The 19979-nt window shown below is 35.7% G+C and carries 14 protein-coding genes and 2 pseudogenes; 7 read left to right on the forward strand and 9 right to left on the reverse strand.

Annotated features, from left to right (window positions below; translation table 11 throughout):
- Window positions 1-315: 315 nt before the first annotated feature.
- The 5 genes from ACVWXS_RS24075 to ACVWXS_RS24095 all read right to left on the reverse strand — a co-directional run bounded on the left by ACVWXS_RS24075 (window position 316) and on the right by ACVWXS_RS24095 (window position 8044).
- Complete coding sequence (locus tag ACVWXS_RS24075; RefSeq protein WP_456960457.1) at window positions 316-924, reverse strand: TetR/AcrR family transcriptional regulator; 609 nt, start codon at window positions 922-924, stop codon at window positions 316-318.
- An 851-nt stretch (window positions 925-1775) separates the two neighbouring features.
- Window positions 1776-3302 carry a murein biosynthesis integral membrane protein MurJ gene (gene murJ / locus ACVWXS_RS24080; protein ID WP_456960458.1) on the reverse strand — a complete coding sequence of 509 codons (1527 nt, stop codon included), beginning with the start codon at window positions 3300-3302 and terminating at the stop codon, window positions 1776-1778.
- Window positions 3299-4399: a glycosyltransferase gene (locus tag ACVWXS_RS24085; RefSeq protein WP_374963832.1), complete on the reverse strand. Its 1101-nt coding sequence runs from the start codon at window positions 4397-4399 to the stop codon at window positions 3299-3301. Before ACVWXS_RS24085 ends, murJ begins: the two co-directional genes overlap by 4 nt.
- Window positions 4396-5541 carry a polysaccharide pyruvyl transferase family protein gene (locus ACVWXS_RS24090; RefSeq protein WP_368636244.1) on the reverse strand — a complete coding sequence of 382 codons (1146 nt, stop codon included), beginning with the start codon at window positions 5539-5541 and terminating at the stop codon, window positions 4396-4398. The genes ACVWXS_RS24085 and ACVWXS_RS24090 overlap by 4 nt, the downstream gene beginning before the upstream one ends.
- Window positions 5542-5782: 241 nt before the next feature.
- Window positions 5783-8044, reverse strand: a complete 2262-nt coding sequence (locus ACVWXS_RS24095) for an S-layer homology domain-containing protein (RefSeq protein WP_456960459.1) — start codon at window positions 8042-8044, stop codon at window positions 5783-5785.
- A 237-nt stretch (window positions 8045-8281) separates the two neighbouring features.
- Between ACVWXS_RS24095 and ACVWXS_RS24100 the strand changes: the two genes are divergently transcribed.
- The 3 genes from ACVWXS_RS24100 (at window position 8282) to ACVWXS_RS24110 (ending at window position 11962) form a co-directional block, all read left to right on the forward strand.
- Window positions 8282-10405: an S-layer homology domain-containing protein gene (locus tag ACVWXS_RS24100; RefSeq protein WP_456960460.1), complete on the forward strand. Its 2124-nt coding sequence runs from the start codon at window positions 8282-8284 to the stop codon at window positions 10403-10405.
- A gap of 385 nt (window positions 10406-10790) precedes the next feature.
- Window positions 10791-11084 carry a transposase gene (locus tag ACVWXS_RS24105; RefSeq protein WP_456960461.1) on the forward strand — a complete coding sequence of 98 codons (294 nt, stop codon included), beginning with the start codon at window positions 10791-10793 and terminating at the stop codon, window positions 11082-11084.
- Window positions 11084-11962, forward strand: coding sequence for an IS3 family transposase (locus tag ACVWXS_RS24110; RefSeq protein WP_456960462.1), 879 nt, complete (start codon window positions 11084-11086; stop codon window positions 11960-11962). Before ACVWXS_RS24105 ends, ACVWXS_RS24110 begins: the two co-directional genes overlap by 1 nt.
- Window positions 11963-12493: 531 nt before the next feature.
- Here the strand turns inward: ACVWXS_RS24110 and ACVWXS_RS24115 are convergent.
- Complete coding sequence (locus ACVWXS_RS24115) at window positions 12494-13780, reverse strand: oligosaccharide repeat unit polymerase (RefSeq protein ID WP_374963835.1); 1287 nt, start codon at window positions 13778-13780, stop codon at window positions 12494-12496.
- Window positions 13781-14143: 363 nt separating this feature from the next.
- Here ACVWXS_RS24115 and ACVWXS_RS24120 point away from each other — a divergent pair, with 363 nt between their 5' ends.
- The 3 genes from ACVWXS_RS24120 to ACVWXS_RS24130 all read left to right on the forward strand — a co-directional run bounded on the left by ACVWXS_RS24120 (window position 14144) and on the right by ACVWXS_RS24130 (window position 15796).
- Window positions 14144-14572, forward strand: a complete 429-nt coding sequence (locus ACVWXS_RS24120; protein ID WP_456960463.1) for a hypothetical protein — start codon at window positions 14144-14146, stop codon at window positions 14570-14572.
- Window positions 14573-14673: 101 nt separating this feature from the next.
- Window positions 14674-15135: a hypothetical protein gene (locus tag ACVWXS_RS24125; RefSeq protein WP_456960464.1), complete on the forward strand. Its 462-nt coding sequence runs from the start codon at window positions 14674-14676 to the stop codon at window positions 15133-15135.
- A gap of 370 nt (window positions 15136-15505) precedes the next feature.
- Window positions 15506-15796, forward strand: a complete 291-nt coding sequence (locus ACVWXS_RS24130) for a hypothetical protein (protein ID WP_456960465.1) — start codon at window positions 15506-15508, stop codon at window positions 15794-15796.
- 1125 nt (window positions 15797-16921) lie between these two features.
- Here the strand turns inward: ACVWXS_RS24130 and ACVWXS_RS24135 are convergent.
- Both ACVWXS_RS24135 and ACVWXS_RS24140 read right to left on the reverse strand, forming a co-directional pair.
- Window positions 16922-17140, reverse strand: a complete 219-nt coding sequence (locus tag ACVWXS_RS24135; RefSeq protein WP_456960466.1) for a hypothetical protein — start codon at window positions 17138-17140, stop codon at window positions 16922-16924.
- 397 nt (window positions 17141-17537) lie between these two features.
- Window positions 17538-17786: a hypothetical protein gene (locus ACVWXS_RS24140; RefSeq protein WP_456960467.1), complete on the reverse strand. Its 249-nt coding sequence runs from the start codon at window positions 17784-17786 to the stop codon at window positions 17538-17540.
- 181 nt (window positions 17787-17967) lie between these two features.
- On the opposite strand from ACVWXS_RS24140, the pseudogene ACVWXS_RS24145 reads away from it, so the two are divergent.
- A pseudogene (locus ACVWXS_RS24145) lies at window positions 17968-18627 on the forward strand (transposase); the annotation flags it as partial.
- Window positions 18628-18815: 188 nt separating this feature from the next.
- Here ACVWXS_RS24145 and ACVWXS_RS24150 read toward each other — a convergent pair.
- Window positions 18816-19881, reverse strand: a pseudogene (locus ACVWXS_RS24150) (IS3 family transposase); the annotation flags it as partial.
- Window positions 19882-19979: the final 98 nt, after the last annotated feature.

Consider the following 19979-nt stretch of genomic DNA (forward strand, 5'->3'; position numbering starts at 1 on the left):
ACGGACACCCTTGCTCTTGGCTATCCCCTACTTCTGTCTCCGGGGGTCGGGACTTACACCCTATAGTTCATGCGCATGCCGGGCGCACATAAAAAATTCCTCTCACCAATTAGTGGTGAGGGGAATTTTTTTATAAATGTTTATATTTATCTTCTCATCAATTATGCCTCGGCATAATTGCGTCCGGAATCGGCTTTGTGCTTGCACAAAGAACTCCTTTCCGATTCCGTGACATCCGCCGGAGGCTTTAACTTCTTTCAGCGGATGTTTGGACACCCGCTGAAAAGTGACTTAAAACCGCATTCTTCTAACCACCTATAGAGGTGGGACACTTCTGCTGAAAGAAGTTAAAAAGTATAAGTTAATTAGTTCATTTGCTAGCTCGCATGGCAGTTTTTTTTGTTCAAGTAAAGTTGTTAATATTAAACGCTCCAAGGATCCTACAAAACTATCTACAGCCACATTAATGTCTACACAATATAATTGTAATAGATGCTCACAATCATGGAGGTGTATAAGGGACATTAACTGCTGAGTAAGCTGAGATTTAACGACAACTGACTGTTCGGATTCAAATAATCCAATTTTCGTTAACTTCGGATTTTCAAGTATGTAGACGAACAACATTTTTATTTTTTGCTTCAGCGTTCTAACTAAGCCTTCTATTCCCTTTACAACTTCCTCTGAATGTATACTCATGATTTCATCAAATCCACGCTGAAATCGTTTATTCAGATCGTTATAAAGAGAGTCCTTGCTTTCAAAATATAAATAAAAAGTTGGCTGTGTTACATTGGCAGCTTTTACAATGTCACTAATTTTTGTATCATGATAACCTTTTTCAGAAAATAGCTCTACAGCCTTTTCAAGCAATAATTGTTTACTTCGTTCACCATTTGAATTAATCTTCCTACCTCTTGCCATACTTTCCACCTTATCTTAGTTTGTAGTTCCTTCAAGTATCATTATTACCAAGTAATGCTAAATTATTAATATGTCCGGCTCATCACCATAACGTGTGGTTGATTTCGCCTTGGCGTAATTGTAGCTGTCGCACAGAAAACATTTGTAGCTGTCGCTTCGCTTTCGCGCAGATAAATTGCCACAAGTCGTGGTGTTCTTAGACTGACTGAGTTCCTCTATTTCAGTAGATGTATGGACACCCATTGAAAGGGAACGACATCCTCATTCATCTCACCACCATTAGAAGTAGGAGTCTTCTACTGAATGAAGATAAATGGCATACGTCTTAACGAATGTCATCCACAACTTTTGGTGATGAGTCATATGCTCATCAATTATACCTCTTCATAATTGCGTCCGGATTCATCTTACCACCTATAAAGATGGGAGACTTCTGTAGCTGACGTTTTATTTTCTCTACAAAAATATTTTGCTAAAATAAGTTAAAAAATTCCACACTATCTGAATAAAATTATTATAATACAGCCCCTATTTTTTTACTATAAAATATTGTGAATATGACATTTTTTCGCAACAAGTACTTATAGTGTCTAACTAATCCAAATTTTATTTCCCATATTAGGATGGAGTCTTACTGCCCTTTAATGCGGGATAAATAGCAAAGAAGCTGCTTGTGTTCGTATTTATAGGTATACTTTGAAGATTTATCGAAACTATTTGTGCTTTTATCGAAACAATAACTCGTTTTATCGAAACTTTTTGGGCTTTTATCGAAAAACAACCTCTTCCTACTATAAAAAAATACAAAAATGGGTATCTAAGAATTTCTTCTAAGATACCCATTTTAATTACTATTGTTTTAAAAGTTTTCTTTTTAGTTTATCACTAAATTCTTTTACTTCCTTCACGCCAAATAATAAATAGGAGCCTACAAGCACAGCAGCAAAAATAACAAGACCTACAATGAAAGTTAACCACTTGTTATCAAATACTAAATACTCGCTTGAAAAGTACATAACAACCGTGATAACGATCAATGGTGGCAATGCTCTGAAAAATTGAAGCTCTTTGCTGAAAATACCCATTTTCAGATCATATTTAATGCTTGCATATACTACAAGCATGATAAAGTTCACAATAGAACTTATTAAAGTCCCCCATGCAATTGAAACTACCCCAGTTGCATCTACCATTAAGAAAATAACTGCCATGTTTACTCCAAATACATTTAGTAAACTAAATACTACAGGTGCCATTGAGTCACCTTTTGCATAGTAAAAGCGTGTAATGTATCCGTTTGCCGCAAGGAAATACATAGAAAGTACAAAGACGGCCAGTACTGGCGCTGTTGCAGCTGTATCCTCCGCAGTAAAATTGCTGTATTCGAAAACAACTTGAATTAGACTAGTCGAATAAAAATAAGAGAAAATTGTCACTGGAGCAAGTAACAGTAACAAGTAATGTAATCCCTTTGAATACAAGCTTTTTATAGAAGAATGGTCATTATCAGATTCCTTTTGACTTAAAATTGGATAAATAACTGTCGTTACGGCCGTAATTAAAATAGCTTGTGGGAATTGCATCAACTTAGAAGCATAGTTAACAGATGATACTGCTCCTTCTAATGATAATAGCCCTGCTACATAGCGCTGTAGTAGTGCATATAGTTGAATCGTTGCACCGCCAAGCATAATAGGTACAACCATTATCCACAACTCTTTTGTTGATACATTTTGTTTAAAGGAAAACCCTACCTTAAACGAATCTAATTTACGGTAACCGATCACTAAGAAATACACCATCAGTATCGCACTTACAAATGCACTAATACCATATCCAATTGGACCGATAGTATACGATAATACAACTGCGATCACTAAGAAAACCGCATTGTAAATTAAAATGGCAAAGCTCGATAAATGAAATTTTTGATTTACATTTAGTAAACCACTATACCAAGAAGATAAAACAAGAAATATAGAGGATGGCATCATCCACAAATAAAGATTTCTTGTTAAAGCCACTTCTTCCTCGCTAACAATCTTATCCGTTTTAAAGCTATCTAAAATTGGAGTAGCAAAGACCATCCCAATCAATGTCATTACTGTCGCTGTTACAGCAACTATTGTAAACGACTGTTTTACGAATAGTCCTTTGTCGGTTGATTCTCGGTTATAAATTGAAATAAAAACAGTTGTAAATGCTCCTCCAACCACTAAATACAAAAAGTTTGGAATCATATACGCAGTAAAAATACTGTCAGAAGTATGACCAGTACCAAATTGGAATCCGATAATCATTTCACGTAAAAATCCGAAAACACGGGCAACAATATTAATAATCGCAACTGCCCCAATTAATTTTATAAACTTATTCATAAGCCATCCCTACCTTCGATGGCCGACTTATAAATCGCTATACAGCGAGCTGTTATATTTTTTTCATCGTGAATGGTTAAAACCTTGTCGACCGCTTCACGATTCATATATTGATCTTTTGGCGTGTTCACTGCACGCAGCATCTCCTCAGATAAAACCATAGCGTTTTCGGGCTCCACTAAATGCCCTGCGCCTTCTCCAAGCAAAGATACAAGTCCACCTACATTAGAAGCAATAACAGGTGTATCTGTCGCTAAAGCCTCTAATGCCACTAACCCAAAACCTTCTAAATGGGATGGTAATACAAAGACATCACTTGCCTGAAACCACTTCACTAGTTCTTGTTGTTTTAGTGGATCTATAAATTTGACGTCTTCACTGATTAATGGTTGCAAGGATTGGAAAAATGCTTGATCTCTTCTAGAACCTACAATATTTAACTCTAAAGGACGAGATACTTTTGTTTTTAGCATTTGGAAAGCTTGTAACAGCTCCTCCACGCCTTTTTGCTTAATAACATTTCCTACAAATAAAAATCTGAATGGCTCAGAAGCTAATTGCAGTTCTTTGCACACTGCTGCTTGACTTCCTTTGGTGAAAACCTCACGATTCACACCCATGCTAACGATAGAGATTTTACCTTTTTCAATCCCAAAATCTTGTTCAATTTGTTGAGCTAAGACAGGACCTACTGCGATAACATGTTCACTTTCACGTAAAATACTGGCTGTCCAATTGCGAATTCTTGTACTCTTTTTCGCCATACGCTCAATATCGCCGCCATGTGCTGTAACGATAAACGGTATACCAAACATTTTCTTTAATAGCAACGACAGCATACCAGATGGGAACACATAATGTGCATGTGTGACATCAATAGACTTTCTGTTTTTTAAGCCTTTCATTAATGTCGATAAGCCCCATTTTGTATATTTCATAATGGTGTTTTTCTTACCTGTCGCCGGATTTGTATTTACTGATATATCTACGTCTAGTCCTGCTTTTTCAAGTGCAGTGACTTGATTTTTCACAAAAATACCGAATGATAAATGATCAGATGTTGGATACATATTACTAATGACGAGTACTTTTTTCATAGACGTGTCACTGCCTTTTTCATTAATTCCTGACCATGCATGGCCTCTTGATGAATATGGGTAGCAATTTGTTTCGTCTCTGCAATTGACTGCTCCCAATTGCTACTTAGTTTGCCAACTACTGTGGATAGAGCCTTCTCATCATCCTCTATATCCTGCATTTGTAAGCAACGATCTGATGCGCCCACAAAGGACATAAAATCCTGTACTTTTGTATGATAGGATATCGCAATAATAGGCGTTTCCGAATCGGTTGCCAAAATAAGTGAGTGTAGACGTGTACCGATGATAATGTCCTGCTCCTCAGTTACCTCAAGTAATCGCTCTGGCACCAAATTTTCCTCAATAATTTCTGTATGTGCACGTTGTTGCATTTTTTTCTGAATATCCTTCGTCACAGTGACGTCTTGCGGGAATTTCGTGGCAAAAAAGGTAATTTTGACATTATGCTCTGAAATTACTTTATCTAAATTTTTCGCCATACCAGTAACGTACGCATCATATTTTTCAACATTTCCCTCTGGCCAATAGTTTGCATTATAGTATGGAACCGCTGATACACCTATCTTAATTGGTTTTTCTGCGTAATTTTGACGATCCCTTTTTAATGTAAATGCAGGATCACCAATGATTTCTATTGGCTTTTTCACCCCAATACTTTGCAAAAGCTTCTTGGACTGGGGATCACGTACAGAGATACTTGCTGCATAACGACACATCGCACGAATACTGATTTTTCCAGAAAACGTATCAAGTGGTCCAGCGCCACATCCGTATATAATGTAGGGAATATTACTTTGTTTTGCCATCATTGCATACGCTCCATACAGGTGAGCCTCACGTTTATAGAAATCCATTAAAATACCACCGCCACCAATGATGAGGAGGTCAAATGTTGCTACATATTGTTTATTATTTTTAAATGTATGGATAAACGTTTTAAATAAATTACTCTTTCTGTAATACAATGGATAGCTGTGTACCCCATAACGTTCGGATGTTTGTTGTGTGTTATTACTAAAAACGGTAATGTCATCACTAGTTACCGAAAATGTTTGTTTTACTTGTTGAAGAATGCCGTATAATATTGATTCATCACCATTATTATCATTGCCGTAATTCCCCACAATGCCTATTTTCATTAAAAAACATCCTTTTACTTTTTAATACTGAGATTATACCACAATTGTACATTTTCGTTCTTTTTAAAAATAGTAAAAAAAAGGCGAGCTTTAAAGGTCAATACTAGTTCTTGTCGTATGGTAAAAATCAACTATATTTCTATCTACTACGGCTCCCTTTGATTTAAAAACAAAAATAGCAAACTAGATAAAATACTACTAGTTTGCTATTTAGGCAAAAACCTTTCTTTAAGGACTACTGTTATTGATGGATTGCTCGATATAGGAATAATCCAAAGTGAGCGCGACTAATCGCTTCATTTGGCTTAAAAGTGTTATCACCATAGCCAGTTGTAATATTATTTGCTGCTAGTTGCTGAACATATGAATATGCCCAATGATCCTTCGATACATCTTTAAAGTTAATGTTACTTGTTCCTTCTAGGTCATAAGCTAATGCTACAACCTTCGCCATTTGTGCACGCGTTAAAGTACCATTTGCATCAAAGGTATTGTCGCCTTTACCACTCATAATACCAGCCTCAACTACAGCTGTGATTTGTTTATAATAAACGTGATTCGCAGGAATATCCTTTAAGCCAGGATTTTTTACATTTGATGTATCTAAACCAAGTGCGCGACTAATAATAACTGCCGCATGTGCACGTGTCAGTTTATCATTCGGTCTAAATGTGCCATCTGCTTGACCTGTAATAATATTATTCTTTGTTAAGTACTCAATTTCTTTATAGTACACATAATCATCTGGAATATCTTTAAACAAAGAAGGTTTTGCTACAGTCACCGCAGCCTCTGCACGTTTTGTTCCTAAAATCGCTATTACCTTACCAGTAGCACCTGGATTTTTAGCTGTAAACTTACCATCATTAGTAATAGTACCGATATTTCCTTCTACCGACCATTTCACCTGTGATGGATTGTAAACTAGAGGTTTGCCACCGTCATCCTTTGCATCCATAGTAAATTTAACCGTTTCGCCAGCACTTACAGTTTTTGATTTTGGCGCAACGTTCAATGTTGCCGGAGCATCTACTACTTTCACTTGGAATGATTCAACAGCAGTGCCATCATGATTGATGTAAATTCGATCATTACCGGCTTTCGTTGCCGTATAGTTTAAACCATTAATGTTTAAAATATTATTCTCAGATGTTAGCGATAAATGACCATCGAGTGGAAGTGCATTATAGTTCTCATCTAATACATATTGTACTGCTATACTAGACGAAGCACCTTCTAAAAGAGTTGCATAGTTTGTACTATTTGTCTTTTTAATATATTTTCCTTTACCAGTTGGTGCCGTACTGACAGCTTGTAATGTTGCAGACACAAGACGTTGCGTGTTTCCTGAATTGGATGGTAGGTTCGCTAATACGACATTATTGCTACCGTAATTTCGGATACCCATTGTTGTTGAGCCGCCACCATCTAGGTTAATTGCTTGATCGACACCAAGCGATACTAAATAGTTAGCAAGTTGAACCATATTCATACCTGCGCTATGTTTCTGTTTTCCATCTACCGTAATAAAGTGTACTGTTTTCCCATTATTACTTGTCGCTACAACAGTACGTGGTGTAACCGCTTTTGCACGCTGACTAGATGTACTCATCATAATGTAAGGCTTATTATCTTTTACTAAATACGGACCACTTGCCATGATAAATTTTGCATCCTGCCACTGCTTATCAATAGAGAAGTTAACACTCAGCTCATCTCCAAGTGCTATTTGGCTTAGCTTACTATGCCAATCTCCCCCTTGTAGTGAAACAACAAAGCCAGTTGGAGGAATAGATATTTTATCTTTTGATCCATAAGGAGTAATTTTTGTAACTTTTCCTGTTAACGTTTGACCAAATTTATTTTCAGTAATTGGCGCACCTGTATCTACTACGATTTCAAAACCGTATTCATTCGTATTTGTTGTTTTACTATAAAATTGTGGTGTATAAACAATCGATTCGTTTATATTACGTTGACGATTCATTCCTGTCATGTCATAATTTGTGCCTTTATGAGAAAGTGTTACATCAAAATCAAAATAGTCAATGACACCACTGCCATCTGCTGAAATCCCAAAAGCTGTAGGGACATTCATATATTCATCGGAGCCGTTTGAAACTGCACCACCGTTTAAAATAACATTATTTTTAGCTAGTAAAAATAATGGGAAACCTTCAGACATATCGAAGAAACTTGCATTTATAGCACCAACTACACGATTCCCTTCGCGTGAATTTCGATTAGCATTCGCTACTGTCGATTCTCTGCCATTAACTGTTGCAGGCATACCTAATTGTACTTCTGTATCATCATCTACATCAATCGCAATATGATTAATAGAATTTGTATAGGTATTGCTGTATGTATATTGTTTATACTGCACACCTTTCGATAGTGGATAATCCTTCTTGACCGTTTGAGCTGCATAAGCATTTAACGGACTAACAACCATTGACAATAATACAACTAAAACCAGTAAATTTTTCGCTATTTTTTTCATTTTTTTGCGCTCCTAAGTAATATAGAGCCCTCAACTCTCCCTCCATATGTTTTACTTCTATAACACTATCAAAAATATGCCAAAATAGCTATGGAACATTTAATCTATTTTCCAGTTTTCTAGGAATTGTCAAGAAAGCTATTCATATAGTCTCATTTTGTGATTTTTCTAACGTTTACCTTTATCGTGACCCTATAACTTTGTTAAAATGGTGTAGAAGTTTAGGAGGGTAAAAATATGAAAAAACTATCAATCATTGCAATGCTCATGACTGTAGTCGGCTTGCTTTTTTGGCAACCCCAACTGGCATCTGCTGCTGATGAACTTACAGGGCATTCCCATGAAAAGGGACTTCGCTATTTAATTTCCAAAAATGCATTAGTAAAAGATGCAAAAGGAAGTTATCGTCCAAATGACAATGTGACACGCGGAGAATTCGCTTCTTATTTGGCAAAGGCCATGAATCTTCAAGAGACTAGCGACATAGTCTTTAAGGATGTCCCAGATACATATTTGCATGCAAAAGATATTAAGCTTGCTGCTTCAGCTGGGATTATTACAGGCTATGGAGATGGTTCATTTAAGCCGAATGCTGCTATTTCAAGACAGCATATGGCGATTATGCTAGAAAGAGCTATTGATTATTTAGAAATTCCTAAAGGTACTTCTTCTATTACCTTTAAGGATAATGCATCTATTATTAAAGACTACCGCCAAGCAGTAGCTGTAGGTGCCCAATTAGGAATCATTCAAGGCTCTAATGGTTACTTTATGCCAAACAAAAATGCAACTATTGGACAAGCTGCTACGTTTATTCACCGTTTAATGACACTTGCTGGTGATTCAAACGACGGCAACTCAAACAGCGGTAAGCCAAACCCTGGTGATCCAAACGACGGCAACTCAAACGGCGGTAAGCCAAACCCTGGTGATCCAAACGACGGCAACTCAAACAGCGGTAAGCCAAACCCTGGTGATCCAAACGACGGCAACTCAAACGGCGGTAAGCCAAACCCTGGTGATCCAAACGACGGCAACTCAAATGGCGGTAATCCAAATCCTGGAGATCCGAATACAGACTCCTCTAAATACGCTATTAAGGAAATTTCAAACGGCACACTAGTTGGCAATCAAGGATTCTCTACCTTTGCAGATGCTGAAAAGGCCATGACAAAAGATACACAGGTTATTGTTCAGAATGACAAAATTATGAAAATGTCTTCAGGCTATGTCGTGACAAATAATTATGTAGCACTAAAATCTGAAACAATTAATGACTCGATTGGTGTTGCACCTAATACAGAGATGGAATACCTTAGCAGTGATGAAACTCAAGTAAAAGTACGTTTAGCTGGTCAAGTCGGCTACTTAAAACACGCTGATGTTACATTAATCCCATTTTCAATGAGCAAAGGTCGCTCTTACTATACAAATGAGAATGGTGAAATTAAACACACGCTCTACGATCACAAAACAAATAAATATTCTTCTAGCTATGTTTACGGAAAAGCACCTTCTTTCATGAAGCCAGGTGAAAAATACTATAGCTGGGATGGCATCTCTTTCACAAATGGAAATGGGTCTTCTAAAGGGGACGCCTATAACTACTATCAGTTTTTACCTGCTCGTGCAACAACACAATATACTTCAGAAGAAATTGATGCTTATATTATGCAGAAGTTAGCGGAGATGGAAAGTACGGGGATTACTCGTTATAAAGATGCAACAAAGAAAAGTAAGTTAATCGGTTTAGGTAAAACATTAAAAGAAGTAGAAGCAAAATCGCAAATTAATGCAATGCTTATTTTATCACTTGGACAGCATGAAAGTGCTTATGGTATGAGTGAAAATGCACAAAACTTAAATAACTTGTTTGGTTTGTATGAGTATGATACTAATCCACTAAAGAAAAAGTTTGATAGTATTGCTGCCAATATCAATGAGCTTGTTGATAAGTTTTTACAGCCAAACTATATCACGCCAGGTGGTTCACCAGGCAGAAACTTTGCCAACGGCGCTGTAGTTGGTTCAAAAGCTCTTGGCTTTAACGTAAAATACGCTTCTGACCCATACTGGGGTGCAAAAATTGCAGGACATTACTACCGTGCTGAAAAGGCATTAGGCTTTAAGGATGCGAATAACCCATATACGATTGGTATCACAACAACGCCTGGTTTAAATGTTCGTACAGAAGCATCTACAAGTAATAGTCCGCTATTCACGTATGCACGTAGTGGAATGCCTGTTATCATCACTAACTCTGCTACAAACGGTTGGTATGAGGTTCTTTCTGATAAACTTCATACAGGAACAGCTTTTGTTAGCAAAGACTATGTACAAGTGATCAATACCGTAAAATAATAAGGAAGTCGTCCTATCATTAGGACGGCTTTTTCTATGTGAAGAAAGCAGTTATTCAGGTTCTAAAATATTGTTATGGAGGTGAACGACCTACACTCCTGCTGAAAGAACTACTCATTGTGCCTAGAAACAAAGGCGGTGGATAGAACGCCCCATCTACAAAAAGTGAGGTTGGGACAAAACCTCATTTTTCTGCAGCGAAAGTGGAGCGGAGCGCAACGGCAGCGACAAAAATCTTTAATGAGCTGCAGTTTTGAGATTTATCGAGAACTTTTGATTGTTTATCGACCAACTTTATCGATTTATTGAGGTTAGTATAAAAAGTGGACACGGAAAACTGAGAGTAGCTATGATAGAAATAACTATTTTAAAGGACGTGTGCCGAATGACTAAAAAAATAACGCAAGAATATCGTGATTATGTTGTGAAATTAGTAGTAGAAGAAAATCGAAAAGTAACAGAATTATCGTATGAATTAGGGATTGGGGAATCTTCTATTCATCGCTGGGTAAAAAAGTATCGTGATGGTAAAAAGCAAGAAAATGGCGACGTAAAATATGTAACCCCTTCAGAGCTAAAGAAGTTAGAAGCGACTTATGAAAAGAAACTTCGTGACTTAGAGGAGGAGAATGCAATTCTAAAAAAGGCGATGCACATCTTTGCCAAAAAACCGCAGTAGTGTTTGAATTTATTGAAGCGCATAAACGGGAGTTTTCAATTGTAAAGATGTGCCGTGTTTTAAAAGTGTCGACGAGCGGCTATTATAAATGGTTGGCAAAACAGGCAGCACCGATAACAGAAAAAGAAGAATATAAAATGAAAGTCACACAAAAAATTAAACAATCGTTTCATGAAAGCTATGGTACGTATGGCAGCCCGCGAGTACATAATGATCTGTTGGAATGGGGTTATCCGCTTTCACAAAAAACAGTGGCAAATATCATGCGAGTACTGGAACTGTGCGCAACACAGCCGAGAAGCTATGTGACGACAACAGATTCAAGTCATGACGCACTGGTGTATCCTAATATACTGAAACGCATGTTTTATGTGGAAGAACCAGATCAAGTATGGGTCGCTGATATTACCTATATCCGAACGTTGGAGGGATGGGTGTATTTAGCGAGTATTATGGATCTGTATTCTCGTAAAATTGTAGCGTGGGAAATGGCCGATCATATGAAAGTAGATTTAGTGTTAATAGCTTTGAAAAAAGCGTTCTTAATACGTCGACCAAAAAAAGGACTCATTCATCATTCAGACCGAGGGGCGCAATACTGTTCAACGGAATATATCGAACTTTTAAAAAAGCATGGTTGCCAAATTAGTATGAGAAAAAAAGGTGATCCGTATGACAATGCCTGCATTGAATCGTTTCATGCGACCATAAAAAAAGAAATGATTTATCGCCAAAAATTCCAAACAAAGAAAGCAGCCTTCAAAGCGATAAATGGCTATATTTCAAATTTTTATAATGAACGTAGAAGACATTCGACCCTTGGCTATCGTTCACCGAACCAATTTGAACGCTTGACGTTACAGAAACACGCAAGTTAATCTCAAAACCGTTTCAAGCGATGGAAATCAATTGTTCGAGTTCTTTGAACAATTGACTTCCATTGCCCACCAAACGCAGTGCGGTAGCTTTAAAGCTCTCACTTTTTTATGTCCACTTTCTTGACAGAAGACCATTTTCACCCAACTATTTTAATTTATCAACCAACTTTTGAAAAATATCGACATCTACCTTCATGCAACACTCTCTGACCGCACTGATCATTTACGTCGCTTATGACATAAGCATATTTTTTACGCAAAATTTAAAAACTCAACACCAAAAAACGCGAGATATCAACGTTCTAAATTGATTTATCATGCTTTTTAAGGTTTTGACCAGTTTTGTCACAGCCACTTTTTTCTGTGAAGAAATCAGTTTTTCAGGCTCTAAAATATTGTTATGAAGGTGAACAATCAACACTCCTGCTGAAGAACTACGCATTGTGCCTGTAGAAACAAAGGCGGCGGATAGAACGCCCGATATACAAAAAAGAGATGCCTCAACTGACCATTGAGACATCTCTACTATTGTTAATATGAAAGTTTTTTATCGTTATCGTCCGTTTTTATAACCGCCGAGGCTAGGATAACAAAGCCAAGCATTAAAATAAATATTAAATCAAGTAAGCCTGTATGCATAGACACTGTAAACAGTGTAATGACAAATGCATAAGCTACTGAGTGGAAGCTACGAATACCGCCCTGCTTCACTTTATTATAAATTAATGAGATTAATACACCATATAAGAAGAATCCAATCCCTACAAGTACATAACCGCCATCTAAGAATAACTGACCGATAAACGTAGGCGTTGTTGTTCTATTAGGACGTGTAATATATTTACCTTCTTCTACACTTAGTGAGTTTACAACTTCTGTTACTTTCATACGAGGTGACACTTGTTCACCTGATCGAATCGTATTAAAAATACCAGCATGAAGTTCACCATTTAGGTAACCTTCCTCTTGCGTATATTCAATAATTTTACTTAAAACAATATGGCCTGTTACACTCTCACCATTTAATGAACGAATCCATTTTGGCGTTAAGTTAACTTGCTGCTCTACTGTTAACAGTTTTTCTTTTTCTGTTTCAGTTAATTCTACATCTGGTTGTTCACGGCTATTAAATTCCTTCGTCGTATCCTCTGATACAACACGTAGGAAACCAAACATTGAGAAAGCTACTCCGATGACAAACAGAGCTGAAAGGAACCATGTTAATTTCACACGCTTCACAACATAATGGAAAATAATAATACCAGTAAATAACATAATAATTAATGGTGTACGGTAACCCATTAATAGGAACAAGAACATAACAGCAGCATAAATAGAACCGTATACTAATACTTTCTTCCATGTCATGTGCTTTTCTAAAATCATTTTATACGATAATAACAATAAAACTCCAAACCATAATAATTGGGCAAAGAAGTTTAATTTTGGATCAAGGTTACGTCGACTAGATTCATCAGAAATTCCGAATCCTCCACCAAAAATCATTAATAAATATGAAGCTAAACCAAGTAAAGTTAATAATACAATAAAATGAACAACATATTTCCCTAAGAAAGATAAACCAAATGATGGGATTGTCCATTGTAATTTATCAATAACGTACACACCGATGTAATAGCATGCAAGTGCTAAAAATACCGCTGGCCAAATTGATACTTGTACATTAAATAACTCAAATCGATGGAAATCGAATAGACTCGTAAAGAAATATAGCACTAATATAAAAGGTAAAAAGAAGTACGGTGAAAACGTATCAATCTTATTGACCTTTGCTAAAGTTTGTTTCAATTTATTCATAAATGTCATACATCTAGGTAGATGTGATTGCCCTCCTCTATCACGAATTAAGCATTGCGTTTAACAATGCTGTTCTTTTTATTTTCTCGACCAAAACAAATGTTATTATATCATAAAAACTAATAGACATATAGAAAGTATTCGACAGTTTTTACAAGAAATAAATTCAATAATTCCTCCTTTCTACAATATAATATCGAATCAATTTCATAATACGTACTCAAAAAAAAATCGTAGACCTTCAGTATATTGAATGCCCCCTCAAAAAAACATGTTATACTTTTACAAAAAAGTATTTTTATGTTATAGTAAAAATGTAAAACATTAACATGATTTACAAATAACTATTTGGAGGAAATACACATGAAAAGCACAATAATCGGTAAAGCAGTCTTAGCAGGTGCAATAGCATTTGGTGCTATCGGCACAATGGGAGTAACAGAATTATCACAACCAGCTACAGCTGAAGCTGCAATGCTTAATTATCAAACTAATATTTACAATAGTTCGTCAAATTCACTTACCCACAATTTTCAATTCACAGTTGATAGTTCAGTAAATCACAAAGGTCGCACAGCATCTTGGTATATCAAAGATTCTAATTCAAATGTTAAATTAAGTGGCCAAAGTACTGTGTCAGAAGGTGGTACTGGTAATAGTGGCGAGTATATATGGTCAACAAATCTATTAAATACTAATATTAGCAATCTTCCTGCTGGCAACTATTCAATTCTCTACGTCTATACTGCTGACGGTGTTGAACATAGGGATTCAGCTTACTTTTCAAAATAATAAACTGGTGAAATCGAAATTAAAATAGTTAACTCATAATCTTTAATGATTGGAGCATGTTTTAAACTTCTAAAACTAAAAATATAAAGGGCGGTTTCATAATGAACGTAAAAACATCAAAATCAAAATTAAGTAAAGCAATTTTAGCAGGAGCAATCGCTTTCGGTACAATTGGTTCAATCGGAGTTGCCGAATTGGCAAATCCTACACAAGCTGATGCGGCAATGACACAATATAACACAAATATTGTGGCTATAGGTACTAACTTAATTGAACACAACTTCCAGTTCTTTGTTGATACTACAACATCACACACAGGTAGACCTGCAAACTGGTACATTAAAGATTCTAACAAAAACGTAAAATTAAGTGGTTCGTCAAGTGTTATTACTGAAGAAAGCACATATGGTCAATGGAACACATACTTAGTAACAACTAACGTATCTTCTTTATCAGCAGGTACATATGAAGTTCTATACACTTACAATGCTGGCGGAGTTGAATACCGAAGCTCACTTTACTTTACTAAATCTTCTACTGGTTCTATCACAGTTTCATATTAAGCTTTAACAAATATCGGAGGATATTTCCTCCGATATTTGTTGTATAATAACACCAATCATATTAAGTCCCTTTCCGTTACACGTCGTTTGAAAAATACTAGCAAAGATTGGTGCAAATTTATTAAGCCATGGATAGGTGGACATACTACACTTCTTTTATTCTTCTCAACATACGATTCTTCAGATAGGCCACAAACTATGGAGAAAAATGAATAGATATAGTCCTGTACGAACCATTTAATATGGTAAAGGTCGTGTTGTACAAATCAATCGGCTTTAAGATTTACGACTATATCAACGTTACTGAAAATGCAGATTGGCAAGATGGAGAAAACCATAACGAAAGTGCACCAAGAAAATACAACTTTCTTTGAATTCTGACAATGTACAAAGCTATATCACACCATCTAGTAAATTTGTCTTCTTCTCCACTTTCACAGTAAATAATAACGGTATCGTATCTGCACGCGGAACATTAAAAGTAAAAATTCTAGATGTAAACGGCAATGTTGTCGGTAAAGGACCTGAACGATATATCCCTGACCTAGCCGCTGACAACACAACTAATTATGTAGATAAAAAAGATATTAGTACGCATTCTGAAAAATACCAAATCTTTATGCCGGGTAATTTAATAGTAAGTATATTATGTTCGCGATAATCGTAAAAATGCTGATGAAAGATTTGCAACGGTCACAGAAATTAAAACGCCCAAACCGGTAAAAGGTTCCAATAAATCCATAATTGGTACACCATCACTATTTTCATATGTAATTACTTGTTGGCACCTATTACGACATTAAAAATTCATATACACTTAATCATCCTGTTGAAAAGGAAATAAACTCTGCTATGGCTATCGTAGAATCACGGCCTTATTTCCTATAATCAGTGAAAAAACGTTCCAACGTGTGATTCAAAAATACAGTTGGTCATGTTACATGAAGATAAAGAAACGGAAGAGAACAGGCCAACCCGCGTATTGGCTGAAAACCAATTAGCGCATCTACGCCACTTCAATAACTCGCAGCTGATATTACTTACTTGTCTTTTGTTAATTGATGATATATCCTATTAGTTTTAAAGAAGCCAAACTGTACAGCGCGTTCTACATAACCTGAAAGTTCTGTGCCGACTTCTACATCTGAAAAGTTTGATTTATTGCCCACCATAAAAGTAATAAATCACTTTAAAAATTTATACTACTCTTATTAACAAATTGTCTTCTTTTTTATTATCTTCCTAATCTAACTATAAGAATAATTATATTTCCTTGCTAATTCTTTAGCGTTTGTCCCATCATCTTCCTTTACTATTTGTTTATACAAATATTGTTCAGATAATAATCTTTTAAGAAAGGTTACATATTGACTAGCAAAATAGTTTGTACCAACAAGGTTTTTGATAACCGATCAATTCTACAATTTCTTTATACGCCCCATTAAAACATTAACTATCTAACCTACGTGCATCCATTACTAACTCCTTTCACTTTTTTTGTTGTTTTAACATATGACATTTTTTAATGCGACAAGCCTTTTACTATCTAACGACTTTTCACAATGAAAATCCACCTTGTTAGCAAAATGAATTATTTTAAATAGCAATCAAGATAGAAAAAGGAGTAGAAGAAATGTCTGTTGACACATCTCCTACTCCTAGGTAATTTCTCTAACAGCATTATTTAGTATTATTTAGTTTAATTTGGATACTTTTAATTTCACGATTTTCATCGATTGTGATTTGATAGATCAATAGATTCAACAACCTTTTTCATTGTTCCCTGTCAGTCTTGTGTAAATGTTTTACAGAAAATTCCCAATACCTCATATACTTTTTCATAGCTAACTTCGCATGATATCGTTGATTGTAGTTGTGGTTGAAGCGGTTCCATGTGTACTTTTAGATTAGCAATAGCTTCTTCAATACCACGTGACTTCATCAGATATACTTCTTTTGAAATCACTTCATCCATATAAGTATTTAACAGATTTGATAACTTCATCTCAAATTGCCCTAATTGATATTGGTAATGCTCATATTTTCTTTGTAAACAACCTCTATCATAAAAAAACTGTATCAGTTAAATTCTTGTTAAAAGAATTTTCCAATACAACTTTATTGTATAACTACAAAACTTTACTAAATCAAAATGAAATTCATAGCACACTATTTTGAAGATAGAATTATTATTCAGCAATTATTTCAAAAGTATCTATAATCGTAATCCTATCTTTAGCATAAAAAGGTACAGTATAATTCGATTGCCCTGAATTAATGTAAGCTAATACTTCACTAAGTGTGTTTAACTCTAAATTAATATCCTTAGAGTAAACATATTCTTCAACCCCATATTTCCCAATTGCTTGTATTAAATCTGGACTATCTTCTATTGACTCTGCTTAAAAAGCTGATCCATGAGTTAAACCATTTTCATTAACTTCATATGTTTTGTTTGGAATGATATGAGCTGAAAAATTTTGAATATTTGGTGTAGCATTACTCGTATAGGTAGTGTATCCATTTCCGTTATAAAATTGAATTTGAGATTGGGCATAATAAGTTCCTTTTGTAACAATTTTTATTGTATCTACGGCACTAGTTACAACGCTACCAGAAGAATCATTATATGTCCATCCGCTAGATGACATAAGTCTTCCTGAACTATCATATAATCTTGCGTAAATTCCATAATAGCGAAACCTTCGGAGAAAAAAGAGCATGCACCGCCCAAAAAACGTGGACGAAAATCAAAAGAAGAACGAGACGCTTGCCTCACAAAACAAGCAGAAATCAAAGCCAATCAGTCAAATTATGAAAAAGAAAAAAGAAATCAAGGACCAACTCAATACACCACTAGAGACACTTAGGCAAGATGCGCCCATCGAACCGAATTGGGGCATCAAAAAGAACAGTGATGGCAAAAACACGTTTTGATTTGGCTTTAAAGGACATCTCGCAGTGACAACCAAGAGTCAATATATTGTTGGATGCCTCATGACATCTGCCAATTTGTCGGATAGTAAATATCAAATGAGTGCAGTCATTCCTTATAATGTCCAGAATGAAGGCGAATACCTTGGATTTGATGAGCATTTCAGATTGACATGTGTACGTGAACACAGCTACTGTTACGACAGCTTCGATGAAAAGTACCGAACGCTAACATTCACAAGACCAAAGGAATGTGTAACCTGTTCGTTACGTGATGATTCTCTCTGTCAGAAAGTTTTCAAAATCAAATGTGACACGGATATACGCAAATTCACGTATCCAGCACGCGGCTCTGAACTATGGAAACAACTGTAAAAAGTACGCACAGTTGTTGAACGTATGAATGCATACATAAAGCAATATTTTTAATTAAACTATGTCCGTCACAGAACAGGTAGAAAAGCAAAACTTCATTTCAACCTGGTGACGTTTAATACCTGCAAATTAGCAGTAGATCGTCTCAAAGCTTTATTACATATACAAACTCAAGCAGCATAATTTTTAAAAATGTAATTTATCTTAATAGGAGCAGTCTAAGCTCTTGGAAAATATGATTTATGAATTTGATTCGAATAGTTAATAAATTCTACCAATATATAAGTTACTAGAAACAAAAAAGAGCTACATTGTCCACTATGAACTGAGCCCTATTTAACGGACAGTTTAATAAAAAGTACATTTGCAGACTAAGCTGCGATTAGATGGTTCCGATATTCTGTCGGAGCCATTTTTTTTTAGATTCCATTGCTTACGTGACATATTGTAATACTCCATATATGTATCTACCATCTACTTTAGCTCAAACAAGTTATTTGCCGACTTTAAGCCCATTCTTTCACGCAAAATGTTGGGTGCGTGTAATGAACACCTTGATCCGAATGAATCAACGCTTCCGGATGAATATTGCCATCTAAAGCTTCTGCGAGTTTTTCTATTGTACGGTAAACAATCGCATTTTTAAACTAGTAGAAAATTTGTATGTCACAATTTCAAGTATCACTACATCTTTTATGCAAGATAAATAAGCGGTTTGCCCGCCACGATATTGTAAGTAGGTAATGTCAGTTAAGAAGACTTTCCCTGGCTCTTCTGGTTGAAAGGCGCGTGCTAAGTAATTAGGTACTATACGATGCTCTTGTGTAGCTTTTGCGATTTTCTTATATGGTATAGCACGTCTGATTTTCGCAAAAAAATTAGATTTACACATTAATCGACGAATTTTCTTGTGGTTCATTGGTACAATCATTAGTTCTGTTTACTTTATATATAATTAGCGATACCCAACTTTTCCTTTAAACGCATCGTAAATATAGCGTAGTAATAAATAGTCATCGTAATCCTGTTCTTCGCGAATCTCACATTTCTCTGTATTTTTAATCCACGCATAATACCCACTTCGATTTACGCCTGTTATTTCGCAAAGATAGCCTGTCATATATTTTTGTTGATATTTACGAATCAATTCATTGATTACCTGATATTTTTCATGCGGTGCTAGAACTTTTTCCTCGCCTGCCTCTCTAGTTCGTCTAGGTTTTTTAGAAGCTCTAATTCCGCCTCTAAATATTTGATACGTGCTTCCGCTTTTTCTAGTTTTTTATCAGCTGAAAGCGAGTTAGAAGTGGTACGGCCTGTACTGCCTTTTCCCCGACGTTCTTCTAAAAAGCCTTGTTCTCCATAAATTTTATACGTGTTTTTCTAACGCATTAAAGATGATTTAGCTTTTCCTTTTCCAATCATCTCTAAATCAAAGTCTACAAATGCTAAGATCTACATGTACAAACGCACTCACTTAAAGATGTACACTTTTGATTCACTTTCTCGCATACTAATCATGAGGTGATTAGTGT

This window comes from Lysinibacillus sp. TE18511 (genome assembly GCF_054062295.1).